Source organism: Pelobium manganitolerans (assembly GCF_003609575.1).
In the GTDB taxonomy this organism is placed as follows: domain Bacteria; phylum Bacteroidota; class Bacteroidia; order Sphingobacteriales; family Sphingobacteriaceae; genus Pseudopedobacter; species Pseudopedobacter manganitolerans.
This window is the reverse complement of sequence record NZ_MBTA01000028.1, coordinates 51,223-66,480: the sequence shown is the minus strand read 5'-3', so window position 1 is coordinate 66,480 and position 15,258 is coordinate 51,223. Positions and strand designations below refer to the sequence as shown.

The 15,258-nt window shown below is 41.9% G+C and carries 14 protein-coding genes; 5 read left to right on the top strand and 9 right to left on the bottom strand.

The genetic code is table 11. The features are described from left to right. Positions 1–100: 100 nt before the first annotated feature. Complete coding sequence (locus BCY91_RS15025; RefSeq protein WP_120182867.1) at positions 101–1,186, bottom strand: alkene reductase; 1,086 nt, start codon at positions 1,184–1,186, stop codon at positions 101–103. Positions 1,187–1,356: 170 nt separating this feature from the next. Between BCY91_RS15025 and BCY91_RS15020 the strand changes: the two genes are divergently transcribed. Both BCY91_RS15020 and lpdA read left to right on the top strand, forming a co-directional pair. Further along, positions 1,357–1,614, top strand: coding sequence for a hypothetical protein (locus BCY91_RS15020; RefSeq protein ID WP_120182866.1), 258 nt, complete (start codon positions 1,357–1,359; stop codon positions 1,612–1,614). 259 nt (positions 1,615–1,873) lie between these two features. Continuing rightward, on the top strand, positions 1,874–3,277 hold the full coding sequence (gene lpdA, locus BCY91_RS15015) for a dihydrolipoyl dehydrogenase (RefSeq protein ID WP_120182865.1): 1,404 nt from the start codon (positions 1,874–1,876) through the stop codon (positions 3,275–3,277). Positions 3,278–3,667: 390 nt separating this feature from the next. Here lpdA and BCY91_RS15010 read toward each other — a convergent pair whose 3' ends face one another. From BCY91_RS15010 to BCY91_RS14980, 7 genes are all read right to left on the bottom strand, one after another. Then, a complete protein-coding gene (locus BCY91_RS15010; RefSeq protein WP_120182970.1) occupies positions 3,668–4,474 on the bottom strand; it encodes a universal stress protein in 807 nt (268 codons plus the stop codon). A gap of 89 nt (positions 4,475–4,563) precedes the next feature. Further along, complete coding sequence (locus BCY91_RS15005; protein WP_120182864.1) at positions 4,564–7,719, bottom strand: efflux RND transporter permease subunit; 3,156 nt, start codon at positions 7,717–7,719, stop codon at positions 4,564–4,566. 98 nt (positions 7,720–7,817) lie between these two features. Beyond that, a complete protein-coding gene (locus BCY91_RS15000) occupies positions 7,818–8,873 on the bottom strand; it encodes an efflux RND transporter periplasmic adaptor subunit (RefSeq protein ID WP_120182863.1) in 1,056 nt (351 codons plus the stop codon). A gap of 82 nt (positions 8,874–8,955) precedes the next feature. Then, positions 8,956–10,308, bottom strand: coding sequence for a TolC family protein (locus BCY91_RS14995; protein WP_120182969.1), 1,353 nt, complete (start codon positions 10,306–10,308; stop codon positions 8,956–8,958). Positions 10,309–10,322: 14 nt separating this feature from the next. Next, the gene (locus BCY91_RS14990) at positions 10,323–10,928 is read right to left on the bottom strand and encodes a TetR/AcrR family transcriptional regulator (protein WP_182995406.1); all 606 of its coding nucleotides are present in this window, start codon (positions 10,926–10,928) and stop codon (positions 10,323–10,325) included. Continuing rightward, complete coding sequence (locus BCY91_RS14985; protein ID WP_120182861.1) at positions 10,909–11,526, bottom strand: TetR/AcrR family transcriptional regulator; 618 nt, start codon at positions 11,524–11,526, stop codon at positions 10,909–10,911. The genes BCY91_RS14990 and BCY91_RS14985 overlap by 20 nt, the downstream gene beginning before the upstream one ends. Positions 11,527–11,645: 119 nt before the next feature. After that, the gene (locus BCY91_RS14980; RefSeq protein ID WP_120182860.1) at positions 11,646–12,251 is read right to left on the bottom strand and encodes a TetR/AcrR family transcriptional regulator; all 606 of its coding nucleotides are present in this window, start codon (positions 12,249–12,251) and stop codon (positions 11,646–11,648) included. Between the two features lie 71 nt (positions 12,252–12,322). Here BCY91_RS14980 and BCY91_RS14975 point away from each other — a divergent pair, with 71 nt between their 5' ends. The 3 genes from BCY91_RS14975 to BCY91_RS14965 all read left to right on the top strand — a co-directional run bounded on the left by BCY91_RS14975 (position 12,323) and on the right by BCY91_RS14965 (position 14,494). Further along, positions 12,323–12,760 (top strand): sterol desaturase family protein, encoded by a 438-nt coding sequence (locus BCY91_RS14975; RefSeq protein WP_120182859.1) that lies wholly within the window; start codon positions 12,323–12,325, stop codon positions 12,758–12,760. A 131-nt stretch (positions 12,761–12,891) separates the two neighbouring features. Continuing rightward, positions 12,892–13,905, top strand: coding sequence for a UDP-N-acetylmuramate dehydrogenase (murB, locus tag BCY91_RS14970; RefSeq protein ID WP_120182858.1), 1,014 nt, complete (start codon positions 12,892–12,894; stop codon positions 13,903–13,905). 70 nt (positions 13,906–13,975) lie between these two features. Beyond that, positions 13,976–14,494 (top strand): RNA polymerase sigma factor, encoded by a 519-nt coding sequence (locus tag BCY91_RS14965; RefSeq protein WP_120182857.1) that lies wholly within the window; start codon positions 13,976–13,978, stop codon positions 14,492–14,494. 55 nt (positions 14,495–14,549) lie between these two features. Here the strand turns inward: BCY91_RS14965 and folE are convergent, their stop codons facing one another. Continuing rightward, on the bottom strand, positions 14,550–15,212 hold the full coding sequence (folE, locus tag BCY91_RS14960; RefSeq protein WP_120182856.1) for a GTP cyclohydrolase I FolE: 663 nt from the start codon (positions 15,210–15,212) through the stop codon (positions 14,550–14,552). Positions 15,213–15,258 lie beyond the last annotated feature (46 nt).

Here is a 15,258-nt window from a genome sequence, read left to right as displayed (position 1 = left end):
ATTCATGATGCAATTGAATCAGCTTTATAAGCTTAATTGATAATTTTATTTTAAATAATAATCGAACTCAGGTTTGTAGGGAAGCTTCGTCATAATTATATTATTTTGCCATAACCGGATAGTCCGTATATCCTTTTTCTCCGGGAGTATAAAAAGTATCCATATCCGGTTGGTTAAGTCCGGCACCGGTTTTATACCTTTCTAATAAATCCGGGTTTGCCAGATACGGTTTACCGAAAGCAATCAAATCTGCCTCGTCGTTTTGTAAAGCTTCATTCGCCTTTCTATCATCAAAATTGCCACAGAGGATTAATGTGCCTTCAAAGTTTTTGCGGATGTCCTCCCGTACATTTTTTGGTAAGGGCGTTGAACCCATGGCAGAATGGTCTAAAAGATGGACGTAAACCGGCTTCAACTTGTTAAGTTCCACCGCCAAGTAATGGTAGGTTTCCTCCATTTCATCGTAAGCCTGCATATCGTTATAGGCGCCGTTTGGCGATAAGCGTATCCCAACTTTATCTGCGCCGATGGCTTCAATTACCTCTTTTACAACACACAGCGCAAATTTGCACCGGTTCTGAATGCTTCCGCCAAATTCGTCCGGTCTTTGATTAGTATGCGGATTTAAAAACTGTTCTATCAAATAGCCGTTTGCACCGTGAATTTCAATTCCGTCGAAACCTGCTTCAACAGCCAGTTTAGCAGCATCTACATATTCGGCAATCGCCTCAAAAACTTGTGCCGTAGTCATCTCTTTTGGCACATCATGTTCCTTCATTCCCTCGGCATCCGTGTACATCTGTCCCTCGGCTTTTACTGCAGACGGAGCTACAACCTTAGCACCTTCGGGAAGGTTTAAATGATGAGCAATTCTTCCGCAGTGCATCAGTTGCAGAAAAATCTTTCCGCCTTTTGCATGCACTTCATCGGTAGTTAATTTCCATCCTTTTACATGCTCTTTGTTAAACATTCCTGGAATTCTAGGATAGCCGATACCGTCTGGAGACGGCGAAGTCCCCTCGGTAACAATTAAGCCCGCTCCTGCCCTTTGTCCGTAATATTCTGCCATCAGTTGGTTAGGTATATTGTGATCTACAGCCCTAGAACGGGTCATAGGCGCCATAACAGACCGGTTTTTTAATTTGATGTTCCCCAATTGGTATTCTTCAAAAAGTTTGTTTTTCATGCTGATGCGTTTAAATGTTCGACCAAATTTTAAGCAATAATAATTCCAAGCATAAACACCTTTCCCATTAGTGTCCACACAAAAAAATATTGACAAAATAAATTTTATTAGATTAATCTAACTTATTAATTTCGTAATTCTAAAAATATAGTTATTAAAATAAAAGAACAATGAAAAATCTTACTTCGCTACTGCTTACAGCGGTTTTTTCGGTCGCCGGTGTTGCGGTGTCGGCACAAACAGAGCAGGCACAGGATACGGTTGGCACAGGAAAATCACAGGAACTGCAAGAGGTTGTCGTTACCGGCACACTTAAAGAAATCAGGAAATCGGAAAGCCCGGTTCCGGTAACCATTATTTCATCGAAGATGTTCCAGAGGAACCCTACATCCAACGTGCTGGATGCCATTTGTTCTGAAAATGAATAAAGCCGGTTAGTTGTGTTTATTATCCCACGCAGTGAATCAAACGGAAAAAAGCCGTTTAAAAAACAACCGAATAAAATACCTGCCAATGCCCCGCATGAGAGCAGGTAAGACTGTGCTGAAGGCATTAGGAATAAATTCAGATTTAGTAAGACCCATAATTCATATTATTTTTATGAAGTTAAACCACAATTAAATGAAAAACAGCATTCCTTTGAACTAATACTTTCCTTAATTTAGCCAAAACTAAAAAACAATTCAAATGCAGTACGATGTCATCGTTATAGGTTCTGGTCCGGGCGGTTATGTTGCGGCTATCCGTTGCGCGCAATTGGGCTTAAAAACCGCTATGGTCGAAAAATACTCAACTTTCGGAGGTACTTGTTTAAACGTGGGATGTATCCCATCTAAAGCACTTTTAGATTCCTCTGAGCATTTCCACAATGCCACGCACACTTTTGCCGAGCATGGGATTGACGTAAAAGATGTGAAGGTGAACCTAAAGCAGATGATCAACCGCAAAAACGAAGTGGTAGCACAAACCACCGGTGGCATCACCTTTTTGATGAAGAAGAACAAAGTGGACACTTTTGAAGGCTTAGGTTCTTTTAAAGATAAAAACACCGTTAAAATTGCATTAGCAAAAGGTGGCGAGCAAGAAATCACCGCAAAAAACATCATTATAGCCACCGGCAGCAAACCTACCGAGCTGCCGTTTTTAAAAACAGACGGCAAAAGAATAATTACTTCTACAGAGGCTTTAAACCTTAGCGAAGTTCCTAAACACCTTATTTTAATTGGCGGTGGGGTAATCGGCCTGGAGCTAGGTTCTGTTTATGCGCGCTTGGGCGCACAAGTTACTGTAGTTGAGTTTATGGATGCCATTATCCCTACAATGGACAAGGCTTTGGGTAAGGAGTTACAGAAAGTTTTGGCAAAACAGGGCATGAAGTTTTTGCTAAGCCATAAGGTGACAGGCGCCAGCGTAAAAGGCAAAACCGTAACCGTAACCGCCGATTCGCCAAAAGGTGAAAAAGTAGTACTAGAAGGCGATTACTGCTTGGTTGCTGTTGGCCGTACTGCTTACACCGAAGGTTTAGGTTTAGAAAACATTGGTATTAAATTAGAAGAGCGTGGCAAAAAAATAGCCGTTAACGAGCATTTAGAAACCGCTGTAAAAGGTATTTATGCCATTGGCGATGTGGTGAAAGGCGCTATGCTAGCACACAAGGCAGAAGAAGAAGGAACTTTTGTTGCAGAAACGATTGCCGGCCAAAAACCGCACATCAACTATAATTTAATTCCGGGCGTAGTTTACACTTGGCCCGAGGTTGCTTCTGTAGGTTTTACCGAAGAACAACTTAAAGAGAAAGGCACAAAATACAAATCGGGTTCGTTTCCTTTTAAAGCAAGCGGAAGGGCGCGCGCCAGTATGGATACAGATGGTTTTGTGAAAGTTTTGGCAGACAGCAGTACCGACGAAATTTTAGGCGTGCACATGATTGGGCCACGCGCGGCCGATATGATTGCGGAAGCTGTGGTAGCGATGGAGTTTAGGGCAAGTGCCGAAGACATTGGCCGCATTAGCCACGCCCACCCTACTTTTACCGAGGCTATTAAAGAAGCGGCTTTAGCCGCAACAGAAAACCGGGCAATACATATTTAAAATTTGTTCACGCTTATATAAAAAACGGGGTCCGGCATTGTGTTGGGCCCCGTTTTTTTAAGTCTAAGTATAACTTTGGTTCAAGTTTAAGAAACCGCTTGAACTTCGTAACTTCAGCGTGTATTAGCAACTTGTATGTGAGATGTTCGTTGCACTCAACATGACGAATTCCCAGTATAATATTCTTGACAATTGGAATTATAGTGCCCCGTAAAACTTGCGAAGTTTTCAAAACTTCGCAAGTTTGAACGTAAGGCTCTAGAAAAAGCAGGGTCGTCTACGACAGACCCTGCTTGGACGTGTTCTGCGACAGACCCTGCTTGGACGTGAAGCAGGGTCTGTCGCAGACGACCCTGCTAGGCGTGACGTACCCTGCTTGGATCTGCCCAGTTATAACGCGATAGACAACAGCGGAATTTCGCTGCGCGATGCCATTATGCGGGTTTTGCTCTGATGCACTAGCGAGCTCCAGAAGCTGTATTTATGAGGCACCATAATCAGGATATCAGCCTCAAAAGCTTTTACTTCGTCTTCTATTGCTTGTATCACTTTAGTAGAAACTACGTTTTTATAAGCGTAATCTACATCTTGCAAACCCTCATCAATGCGGGCAGTATGTTCGGCGGTTAAAGCTTTCAGTTTGTTTTGCACGCTAAAAACCTCTACCTGTGCCCCTACGCCCATAGCAAAAGTTTTAATCTTGTTCAAAATCTCCTGCTCTACTCCGCGCAAAATATCACAAGCAAAAAGTATTTTTTTAATTCCTTTAAAGCTTACACCGGCGGGTATCGCCAAAACCGGGAACTTTAATTTGGCTATTGCCGATGTGGTAGTGTTGCCAAATAAATCTTGCGAAAGCGAACTTGGCGCCATCCCCATCACCACTAAATCTGCCTTATATTTTTCTATAGCCTTGTCCAACTCTTCATCCAGCTCCATCATGCTCGATTCGCAATGCACCTCAATACCAAACTCGGTAGCCAAATCATCCGCCTTGCGCTGCAAAATAGCATTATTATAGGCAATCATTTCTTTAACAGCCGATGCCGGAAACAGCGAGTTACCCGTATGTGATGAAATATTAAAAGCATTAAAAATCACCACTTTGCCCTGCAGTTTTTGGGCCGCCGCACCTGCATATTGCAATGCGTTTTCGGCTTCTTTTGAAAAATCTGTGGCTACAATTAAAGTTTTCATGTGTTTTGACTTTAAAAATCCTGCGCTTAGCGGAGACAAATCATCATCAACGGACAATGAGCGCCCCCGCTAGGCGCGAGAAAAATGCTTTAATATTCTTTAACATCTACATGCTGATAATCTTCTACCATCAGCTCCTCTATGGTTTTTTCTTCTTTTTTACCGCCGAACCTTTCAATTAAGCGGTCAAAAATCTGGTACATTACCGGCACAATAATTAAGGTTAAGAAAAGCGAGCTTAACAAACCACCGATAATTACCCAAGCCAAACCGTTTTTCCACTCGGCACCGGCACCGCTAGCCAAAGCAATTGGCAACATACCTATCACCATGGCAATGGTTGTCATTAAAATTGGGCGTAAACGTGCGTGGTTAGCCAATATTAATGCTTCGCGCGTGCTTTTACCTTCGGCCTTCATTTGGTTGGTAAAATCCACCAAAATGATGGCGTTTTTAGCTACCAAACCAATTAGCATAATTAAACCTAAAATGGTAAATAAGTTAAGCGTATTATTGGTTAAACCTAGTGCAAGCAATGCCCCGATAATCGAAAGCGGGATAGAGAACATCACCACAAATGGGTAAACAAAGCTATCGTACAATGCAACCATAATAAAGTACACCAATAAAATAGAAGCCAACAATGCAATTCCCAAAGTACCGAAACCTTCGCTCTGGTTTTCCATATCGCCACTCCAAACCAAGCTTACGCCTGTTGGCTTAGGCATTTTGTCTAACTTTTCTTGAAAATCTGCTACGATGGTACCGCTTGGCCTACCCACCGCTTGCGACTGTACAGAAACTGAAGTGCTTTTATCACGACGCTCTAACTGGCTAGGTCCCGAGCTTTGCGTTACCGTAGCAAATTGTGATAACTTAACCTGCTCGCCACGGCTGTTCACAAACAATAAATTAGCTACGTCTTCCACGTTTTTACGGTCGAAATCCTGGTAACGGATGTTAATATCGTACTCGTACTCGCCTTGGCGGAACTTACCGTCGGTATTACCGCTAAACGCTGTTTGCATGGTTGCACCAACGGTTTGTAGCGTTAAACCTAAAGCCGCCATTTTATCGCGATCCACCTGTACGCTCACCTCCGGACTACCAGCTTCTACAGAAAGTTTCACCTCCGATGCACCGGGGATTTTCACCAGCACATCTTTAGCTTTCTCTGCAAACTTCATTACGCTATCCAAATCAGACCCCATTACCACCAAGCTAATTGGTGCTTGCTGGGCGGTACCTAAAATACTGATAGGCACGGTTTTAATTTTTGCACCTACCAACACTTTCGACATCTCTTTACTTACTTTGGCCGCATATATAGTTGCATCGTCTTCACGGTCTTTTTTCTCGACCAATTTCACGTTGATCTCTGCCTTGTAAGCAGTAGCCTGCGAGGCCCCCATACCTTCACTAGACTGGCCAACCGTGGTAATTAATGATACCACTTCCTTCTTTTTGCTTAAGAAAGCTTCGGCTTTGCGCGTCATTTGGTTGGTTTGTTCAATAGAAGCGTCTTTTGGCATCTCTATCTGTACCAAAAACTCGCCTTTATCGCTCTGCGCAAAAAACTCGGCACCTATATAACCTTTTGCCAGCAACATAAAGGAAGCTATCAATAAGCCAAACACGATACCTAAAGTGGTTTTCTTGTGCCCTAGAGACCAAACTAAAATGCGCGTAACCCAGTCTGTAAACCGTTGTAACTGTTTTTCGAAACCTAAAATTAATCTGCCGAAAAAAGTACGGTTGGTTAACTTCTCTAACTTTCCAAAACGTGATGATAGCAATGGCACCACAGTAAATGACGTTACCAAAGAAAGCAAGGTAGATATAATTACCACCACACAAAATTCGGTCAAGATATCAGACACTAAACCGGTGCTTAAGGCAATTGGAAAAAACACCACCACAATTACCAAAGTGATGGAGGTTACAGTAAAACCGATTTCTTGCGTGGCATCCATCGCTGCACGCACCTTGTTTTTACCCATTTCCATGTGGCGATAAATGTTCTCCAAAACCACAATGGCATCATCCACCAAAATACCTACTACCAAGGATAAACCTAGCAAAGACATTAAGTTGAGCGAGTAGCCCAGCAAATCCATCCCGATAAAAGTGGCAATTAAAGCCAACGGGATAGCCACCATTACAATTACGGCGTTACGGATACTGTGCAAGAAAAACAACATCACAAAAGCCACCAAGATAATCGCCAAAATTAAATCGTGGATTACGGCATCCGCAGACTCTAAAGTAAATACAGAACTATCGTTTGCAATGCTAATCTGCAAACCCACATTTTTATAGTCCTGCTCAATTTTTTGCACCATAGCGTGCACGCCTTCGCTCACTTTCACCGCGTTAGCGTCCGATTGTTTAAGCACCTGCAACGCAATAGCGCTTTTTTGATCTACACGCGCAATCTTCTCTACATCCTTTTGCGTGTCCTGCACATCGGCAATATCACCTAAACGTATTTGCGCGCCATTTTTAGAGGTGCTAATCACTAAATTGCGGATTTCCTCTACGTTTTTGTATTTACCCGCCAAACGGATCAATACGTCTTCTTTATCGGTTTTGATAGATCCAGTTGGGAAATCCAAGTTTGAAGTTAAAATGGCCTGCTGCACCTGCGGTAAAGAAAGCCCGTAACCTTCTAACTTGCCTGCGTTAATGTTTACTTGTATCTCACGCTCTTGCCCGCCAATCAAATTCACTTGCGCCACACCCGGAACCCTGGAAAAAATGGGTGCAATACGCTTGTCCATCAAATCATAAAACTCCGCATCGGTCATTTTTGCAGAAGCCGACATGGTGATAATCGGCAAATCATCTAAGGAGAATTTATTGAGCGTAGGCGCATCAATATCATCTGGCAAATCTTTTAAAACCGCGTTTACTTTACGTTGCGCATCGTTAAGCGCTAAATCTACGTTGGTGCCGCTGTTTAGTGTAATGGTTACCACAGATAAACTCTCAAAGGACCGTGCTTCCAGTTTCTTGATGTTTTCCATGGACGATACCGCGTCCTCTATTTTTTTAGTAACGGTGTTCTCCACCTCGTTTGGCGATGCACCGGGATATATGGTACTTACAGACACTACCGAAGGCGAAAATTTTGGCAACAACTCGTAGTTTAACGAGAAATAGCTCAAGATACCGGCAAGGGTAAGTACGGTAAATACAACAATTACAAGCGTTGGCCGCTTAATTGATATTTCTGTAACTTTCATTTGTTTATATGCTATTTATTTATCGGCTAATGGCGCCTTAAAGGCACGGCACCGGCTTTTACAAATGGTAAAACCAAAGTGCTTTCATTTGCTTTAAATTATTTTATAACCGAAACTTTTGTTCCGTCAACCAAGTTTATTTGGCCGCTTGTAATTACTTTTTCGCCTTCTTTTAAACCGTCTAAAATCTCTACCTGCTCGGCTAAAATTCTTCCGGCAATTACTTTGCGCTCTTTAGCTACGCTATCCTGCAAAACAAAAAGTTTATTGCTGCTTACGCTGCCTACAAATGCCGCACGCGGAACGGTTAATGCTGGCGCTTGTTTCGGGAATTCGAAAATTGCAGTACCATACATTCCGGCTTTAATTTTTCCGTTGCTATTGGTTAGCTCAATTTCTACCGGAAAGTTTAAAGATTCATTGGCTTTTGGCGCGATGAAAGTGATTTTACCCGCAAAATCCTGATCAGGGAAAACGTTAGATTTAATTTTAACCCTATCGCCCAATTTAAGGTTGGCTACCTGCGTTTCATTCACGGTTAAAGCCAATTTTAATTTAGATACATCTACAATTTCAAAAAGCTGCGTACCGGCGGCAACAAAAGCACCTTGCTCTATAAAGCGTTTGTTCACAATTCCGTTTATCGGCGATTTGATGTTGGCATCGCTTAAACGCCTTTTGGCTTGTTGCAAATTGGCTTTCGCGTTGGATAAGCCAAGTTTAGCCTGGTCCAGCTGCTGTTGCGTTACCCCGCCTGTTTTGTACGAGCTTTCGTAACGTTCCAAATCGCGCAAAGCGTTTTGGTAATTAGCTTCTGCATTACGTACAGAAACGTCTAACAGCTCATCATCAATATAAGCCAAAACCTGACCTCTGGAAACGCGGCTACCTTCATCAACAGTGATTTTGGTAACGCGGCCGCTGTTTTCGGCAGAGAAAGTTAAATCTTGCGACGGTGCAAAAGTTCCGTTGGCGCTAAAATCAAGGTTTACCTGCTTACGCTCGGCAACGGCTGCACGTACGGCTACGGCACCATCATTTGCGGCCACAATTGCCGTTTTTTCCTCGTTTTTCTTCTTATTGTTAGATAGCACCCAACCAATAATTACAACCGCTGCAACTATGGCTATAATTGGTACAATTACTTTTTTCATTTTCTTATTTATTTGGATTGTTAGTTTTAAAAGCTCTTTAATTTATTTTGGCTTGCGCCGATGACTTAGCGCCCGGCCATTTTTAGTTTAATAACGATTTGATGTTTCCGTTTGATTTTATCAGCTGGATTTCTGCCAACTTATAGTTTAACAAAGCTTCGGTATAGCTGTTTTGGGCTTTGGTTAACGAGTTCTCGGCGTCTAACAAATCTGTTAAACTGGCCAAGCCGTTTTTATAGTTGTTTTGCGTGCTGTTGTAAATCTCTTGGGCCAAACGCATATTCTCTTCTTGCGAAGAAATGGTGTTCACGCTGTTTCTAATCTGGATTTTGGCATTGCTGTAAGCCAAATTCAAAGACTGGCGCGTATTTCTGATGTCTTCGTTAAGTTTCCTGAGTTCTACATCGGCTTTGTTTACTCTTGATCTTCTGGCAAAGCCATCAAAAATTGGGATGTTTAAAGTTAAACCGATAGATGAAGCATCAAACCAACGCGCAGTGGAGTTGCTGCCACCGTACAAATCGAATTTTTGGCTAATGCCCGAGTAGCCGTACGCGGCGTTAAAAGACAGGCGTGGAAAATACTCGGCTTGGTAAGCTTTTTTCTGAAACTGCAACAGCTCCTTTTGTTTATTAATTACCTTAAACTGCGTTAAAAAACTGGTGTTTACGCTATCGGCAACAGCCACAGCATCTTCACTTATTTTGTTCAGCTCAACTTTTGGTAAAACAATTTCGTGGTTTATAGGCATCCCCATATAAAATTTCAGGGCGTTTTCTTGCTGCGTAACAGCATTCAAAAGCTCGGTGCGTTGGTTGTTTAAGTTGGTGATGCTCACCTTAACACGGTCCACATCAATTTTTTTAGCCAAGCCGTTTTGGTATTGCGTGCCAATGATGTTTTGCGTGGTTTGCAGCGATTTTAAGTTACTATCAATAACCGCAATTTGCTCGCGCGTAACCAACACCTGGTAATAAGCGGTTGCCACCTGTTGCAAAATGTTTTCCTCGCTCAAATCGGCGTTAAGCTTATAGTACTCTTCGCCGGCTTTGGCCGCTTTTAAGCCTGTAAAAACCGACTGGTTAAACAGTTGCTGACTTGCCTGCACTTGTATAGCCGAGTTCCATTTTTGTCCGAAAGCCACCAAAATAGTTTCGCCAGGCTTGCCTACAATCTCTCCGGGCAGCGGGCTTTTTTGCAAAAGCAAGTTATCTGTTAAAGTACCTGTGGCATTTAACTGCGGTAAAGCCTGCGCTCTAATTTCTGCCGTTTCGTACTTGCCGCCTTCAATGTTTAAGTAGGCTTTGCGCACGCTCTCGCTGTTTTTTAGCGCATAGTTTAAGGCCTCTTTTAACGTTAACGTTTCTTGCGCCTGTGCCGTAGTTAACAGCCCAAAGCCTAAAAGCATCAGCGTCATCAGCTTTATTGTTTTCATTGTTGTTTTCATTGTTATTGTTCTACTATAAAATTTTTGCCCTCTGCACTGCAAATGGCGTGTAAGTAAAAAGATGTGAGTTTGTTAAGTATATGTAGAGTCGGCATTTCCATTTCAAAGGCTTTTTCGTCAAAAGCGGACATTAAAGCATTTAAGCGTAAACGGGCAACAAAGGGTATATCAAGGTTATTGCGGTATAAACCCTCGGCAATGCCGCGCTCTAAGTTTTGGCTGATGCTTTCTAAAACGCAGGTACCGCGGTGGTCGGCAAATTGGCCGGCTATTTCTGGGAAGTATTTCTCTATTTCAAAAAACACATTGGGCTTTACCTCTTTAAAAATCTGGTACAGCACGCGCGATTGTGTCAGCACTTCTTCTACTGCATTAGCCGCCGTTTCCTTGGTTTTTAAAATCTCTGCGACGTGCGCCTGCAATAAATCGCCCATGATTAAATTCACTATCTCGGCTTTGTCTTTATAACAGCTGTACAGTGTTTTTTTAGAGATGCTGAGGTGCTTAGCAATATCGTCCATGGTAATGCTTTTCACCCCGAAAAAGAAAAACAGCTCCCTTGCCTTTTCTATAATCCTACCCTGTATATCAGTTTCTTTTAATTCCATCACAAAAAATTGAAACCATGCGTTTTGTTTTCGTTCTAATCCGTTCAAAAAGTTCGTTGGTAGGCACAAAGCTTTTTTGGTGAATGTGTATCTCGGCAATCCACAAGCCCACCAAAACATCCAAAAGCACTTCGGCAGTTTCTTTGGCATCCACATCTTTTAGCACTTTTTCTTTTTGATACTGGCGGATGTAAGCCGCCATCATATCCAGCTCTGTTTGTTTTAAATGATCTAAGGCAGTTTTAAATTTTGGGTCGGCGGTGTTTACATCACTTTGCCCGTCGCCTATGTGCATCATAAAATATTTGCGGCCAAAACAAATGCGCACCTCAATAATTGCGTTAATGCCTTCCTCAAAAGACTGGGCGTTTGCTAAGGCCTTACTTTGTTCATCTAAAAAAACGCTGAGGATATTTTCGCCAACAGCCAGCACCAAAGCGGTTTTGTCTGGAAAATAATAGTACAACGATGCTTTAGACAGAGAAAGGTCATCGGCAATTTCGCTCATGGTGGTTTTTGCCACGCCAAAATGCGCGAAGCGCTTTAACGCCGCTTCTATAATTTGCTCTTGCTTTTGATCTGTTGCTGAAACGCTCAATTTGAACCTCCTACTTTCTGACTTTTTAAATTAATTAGTCAAAAGTACGGCAAAAAAAATTCCCGCCGAAGGCTTGGCGGGATTTTTTTTGTTAATGACAATTGGATGATGGATTTACCTCAACACCTCAACCCCCGTAAAAACACCGACATAATTTCCTGTTGCCGGTCCGATATTACATTTAAAAACTTTTTATCTATCCCAAATTGCACCTGCGCGTTGGTAATATGCAACACGCGGATGCCCTGTATAACGTCGAACAATAAGCGGGCGGTGTGGTCAATATCCTCAATATGGTATTGCTTCGCCTTCACCCCTATCTCCATAATGCTTTTTAGGTGCTGTACTTCTGCCTCGTTGGCCGCTTCCAATATTTTTTTCAGGTCTTCGTATTTATCAATATTTAAAAACTTGTTAAAATCCAGCAAAGGGAAATACTTTTCTAAAAAAGTTACGCGACCGTTCGCATAAACTTTTACGGCTTGTTCCGGCGTGGTAGCGCCTTTAAGTGCCTGGGCGGTGGCGCTGTTAATTTCGGCGAAAACTTTTTCTAAAACGGCGGCATACAGGCTCAGCTTATCCGGAAAGTAATAATACAGCAAGGCCTTAGAAAAGTTTAAGTCGCCGGCAATATCATTCATAGTGGTTTTGCTTAAACCAAAATGCGCAAAACGCTTTAACGCAGCTTCTAAAATCTGCTCTCTTTTCTGATCTTGCTGTTCCATACCTTTTTGTTTTGGAATATTTTTTAGCTAAAATAGCGATACGTCACTTAATTAACGATTTTTAACTTTAAATGAGCTGGTACTACGCAATTTTAATCCTCATATTTACCCTTAGCGGGATGGAGCTTTTTTCATGGGCATTGCATAAATACCTATTCCATGGGCCATTGTGGTTTATCCATAAAACACACCACCAGCAACGTCATGGCTTTTTTGAATTAAACGATGTGTTTAGCCTCGCGTTCGCTTTAATTTCGCTTGCGCTGATGTGGTACGGACAGACAGATTTTAACGTTTATTTTTGGATAGGATTAGGCATTAGCTTTTACGGGTTTATCTACTTTATTTTTCACGATTGGTTTATCCATAACCGCTTTAAAGCCTTCAAAAGCAATAACCGTTATTTAAAAGGAATTAGGCGCGCGCATAAAATGCACCACAAAAGCACCCAAAAAGATGGTTCGGAAGAATTTGGCCTTTTAGTGGCCAGCAAGAAGTTTTTTAAGTGAAGGAGTTCATTAGCTTGTTAGTTCATTAGAAATCATAATCGGCTAGTTTATCTTCCTGTCATCATCCAATTTTGATATTTTTACCGCTACAAATCTCAATACCCAATACTCAATACTCAATACTCAGCCCCATGCTACAAATCCACCAAAACGTTTCTCTTCAAAACTTCAACACTTTTGGCATTCAGGCTTTTGCCCGTTATTTTGTAGAAATTAACCAAAAAGAAGAACTGCAAGAGCTGTTTGCCGACCCTAAATGGCACCAAACCGAACGTTTGATTTTAGGTGGCGGCAGCAATATGCTTTTCACTCAAGATTTTGAAGGTTTGGTGATCAAAATGAACATCCGCGGTATACAGCACCGCATTAACCATAACGAAGTTACCGTTGAAGCCGGCGCCGGCGAGGTGTGGAACGATTTTGTAAATTACTGCGTGGACTGGGGTTTTGCCGGAGTAGAAAATCTGAGCTTAATTCCGGGCTCGGTTGGCGCTTCGCCCATTCAAAACATTGGCGCGTATGGGGTAGAACTTAAAGATGTTTTTGAAAGTTGCGAAGCTTTTGAAATTGCAAGCGGCAATTTTGTGCATTTCAACAAAGCAGATTGTCGTTTTGGCTACCGCGAAAGCATATTTAAACAAGAAAAAAAAGGGCAGTACATTATTTGCAGCGTAAAATTCAGATTATTTACACAGGCACAAATTAACATCAGCTACGGTGCCATCAGTACCGAATTGCAAAACCGAGGAATTACCGAACCCAGCATAAGAGATGTAAGCCAAACCGTATCAGAAATTCGGGTTTCCAAACTTCCGGATCCGTCCACTATTGGCAACGCTGGTTCTTTCTTTAAAAATCCGGTAATAACCGCACAACAATTTAAAAAACTAGTAGCGGTACACCCAAACGTGGTACATTTTAACGTGCCCGACGGTGTCAAATTAGCTGCAGGCTGGCTAATTGAACAATGCGGATGGAAGGGAAAAATTGTTGGGCATACCGGCACTTGGAAAAACCAAGCCCTAGTATTGGTAAACCACGGTGAAGCTACAGGAAAAGAGGTTTTCAATTTCTCCGAACAAATTATAAACTCGGTTTACCAAAAGTTTGGCGTAAAGCTAGAACGCGAAGTGAACATCGTTTAAAGCAGAAATAAATTGTTGGCGTAATTTTTGTTTAACTTTTTCCAAGAAAAGTTAAACAAAGTTAAACGCCATGACTCAGATTGAATTTACTGCATTATTAAACCCGAAGGTTCCGGCTTTAAAAAACTTTGCACTTAAGTTTACCCGGAATATGGACGAAGCCGATGACCTGGTTCAAGAAACCTTGTTAAAAGCTTTGATAAACCGCGATAGCTTTAAAGAATCAAGTAACATCAGCGCTTGGTTGTACACCATCATGAAAAACACGTTTATCAACAGGTACCGCAAATGGACAAAAGCAACAAGTATCATCAGCCAATCAGAGAGCTTAACATCTGCCCAGCTTTGTTACAGCGCCAACTACAACCATAGCGACAACAAGTTTTTAAAAAAGGACATTGACGAAGCGATGGCAAGCATCAGCAGTGATTATTGTTTGCCCTTTACCCTTTACTTCTCTGGCTTTAAGTACCACGAGATTGCCGCACAGCTCAACATCCCCATTGGAACGGTAAAAACACGCATCCACATGGCACGCAAGCTACTGAAACAAAAATTAAGCGCCCATGATTATAACAAAGCCGCTTAATTAGTAATAAATATGTTAATAATTGGTGTTGAGAGGCGTGACGCACTTGCAAGTTTTATTTTGCATTAACGGTAGCTAAAAACTCCGCACGCACATCTTTTTCTTGAAAATCTCCGGAAAAGTGGAAAGTTACTGTACTGCTTGCGGTATCTTTAATACCTCTGGAAGCTACGCAAAGATGTTCTGCATCAACCATTACAGCCACATGTGGCGTGTTTAGTGCTTCTTTAAGTCCGTTTGCTATTTGCTGGGTTAAGCGCTCTTGCACTTGTGGGCGGTTGGCATAATACTGTACCAACCGGTTAATTTTTGAAAGGCCAATTACCTCTCCGCTTGAAATGTATGCTACGTGGACTTTGCCTATAATGGGCACAAAATGATGTTCGCAATAAGAGTATAGCGTGATGTTTTTTTCTACCAACATCTGCCTGTACTGGTAGTTGTTGTTAAACATAGAAATGCTTGGCTTATTTGCAGGATTTAAACCTTTAAACACTTCTTTAACGTACATTTTAGCTACGCGATGCGGCGTATTCTTTAGGCTGTCATCTGTCAAATCCAAACCTAAAATTTCCATAATGTTTTTAAAGTTCTTAGCAATGGCCTCAATTTTCTCCTCATCATCCATCAAAAATGCTCCCGGTCGTAAAGGCGTGTCTATATTGGCAGAAAAATGGTCTTCACCACATTTATCAATCTTTTCGGCGTATATTTTCATCAATGTTTTGTATATCTCTAAAGCTGAATTTTTAATTCTTAATCTG